Origin of the sequence: Thermomonas sp. LB-4 (assembly GCF_036409385.1) — a bacterium.
Lineage (GTDB): Bacteria > Pseudomonadota > Gammaproteobacteria > Xanthomonadales > Xanthomonadaceae > Thermomonas.
Genome location: NZ_JAXOFT010000057.1, coordinates 1 through 1,157 on the forward strand (window position 1 = coordinate 1; position 1,157 = coordinate 1,157).

Here is a 1,157-nt window from a genome sequence, read left to right on the forward strand (position 1 = left end):
GTCTGAACAACTCGCCACCTGTCGGCGACAATAGCGCCTCACCTCCGGGATGACTTCCGATGCAGCTGACGTTCGGTGATGCCGAAGATCTGGGTCAACGCAAGCAGACGCGGCGGGAGGTGTTCCTGGGCGAGATGGAGCAGGTGGTGCCGTGGAAGGCGCTGCTGTTGCTGATCGAGCCGCACTATCCGAAGTTGGGGCGTCCCGGCCGGCAGCCATATGCGCTTGCCACGATGCTGCGCATCCACTTCCTGCAGCAGTGGTACGCGCTCAGCGACCCGGCGATGGAAGAGGCCTTGTACGACACGCCGGTGATGCGCCGGTTTGCCGGGATCGGCGGGCTGGACGGCATTCCCGACGAGACCACGATCCTCAACTTCCGTCGCCTGCTGGAGACGCATGGCCTGGCTGCCAAGCTGCTGGCGAAGGTCAACGCGCACCTGCAGCGCAAGGGCATGAGCCTGCGTAGCGGCACGATCGTGGATGCCACGATCATCGCCGCGCCCAGTTCGACCAAGAACCGGGAGGGCGAGCGCGATCCCGAGATGCACCAGACGAAGAAGGGCAACCAGTGGCACTTCGGGATGAAGGCGCACATCGGCGTTGACGATGTCTCGGGACTGGTGCATCACGTGGAATGCACGGCGGCGAACGTGGCCGACGTGACCCAGGTACACAAGCTGCTGCACGGCAGGGAAACCACGATCTGTGGCGACAGCGGCTACACCGGCGCGGACAAGCGCGAGGAGTTGCAGCACGTGGACGCCGGCTTCCGGATCGCGGAGAAGCCGTCGAAACTGCGCGCGATGAAGAACCAGCGGGATCGTCGCTACGCCGAGCGCTGGGAGCACTGCAAGGCCAGCCTGCGGGCGAAGGTGGAGCACCCGTTCCGGGTGATCAAGCGGCAGTTCGGCTACGTCAAGGTGCGCTATCGCGGCCTTGCGAAGAACAGCGCGCAGGTGCTGACCCTGTTCGCCCTGTCGAACCTGTGGATGACGCGCCGGCAATTGCTGCCGGCGACGGGGGCAGTGCGTCTGTAAGGCGGGGAAACCCGCCGAAAAGCGCCGGAAACGGCGCGTGAGGGCGGTGGCGAAGCAAAAAACCCGCTCTGTGGCCCGAGATTGAAGCTTCAGAGTGTGTTGATCAGACCTTCCCTA

General features: G+C 64.6%; 1 protein-coding gene. It reads left to right on the forward strand.

Annotation, left to right across the window (positions count from 1 at the left end):
- Positions 1–59 precede the first annotated feature (59 nt).
- On the forward strand, positions 60–1,040 hold the full coding sequence (locus tag SPK54_RS13590; protein ID WP_330948403.1) for an IS5 family transposase: 981 nt from the start codon (positions 60–62) through the stop codon (positions 1,038–1,040).
- The last annotated feature ends 117 nt before the right edge of the window (positions 1,041–1,157 follow it).

Excerpts from the sequence above, each read along its gene's own strand:
- SPK54_RS13590 (WP_330948403.1), top strand. The coding sequence starts at position 60 with ATGCAGCTGACGTTCGGTGATGCCGAAGATCTGGGTCAACGCAAGCAG.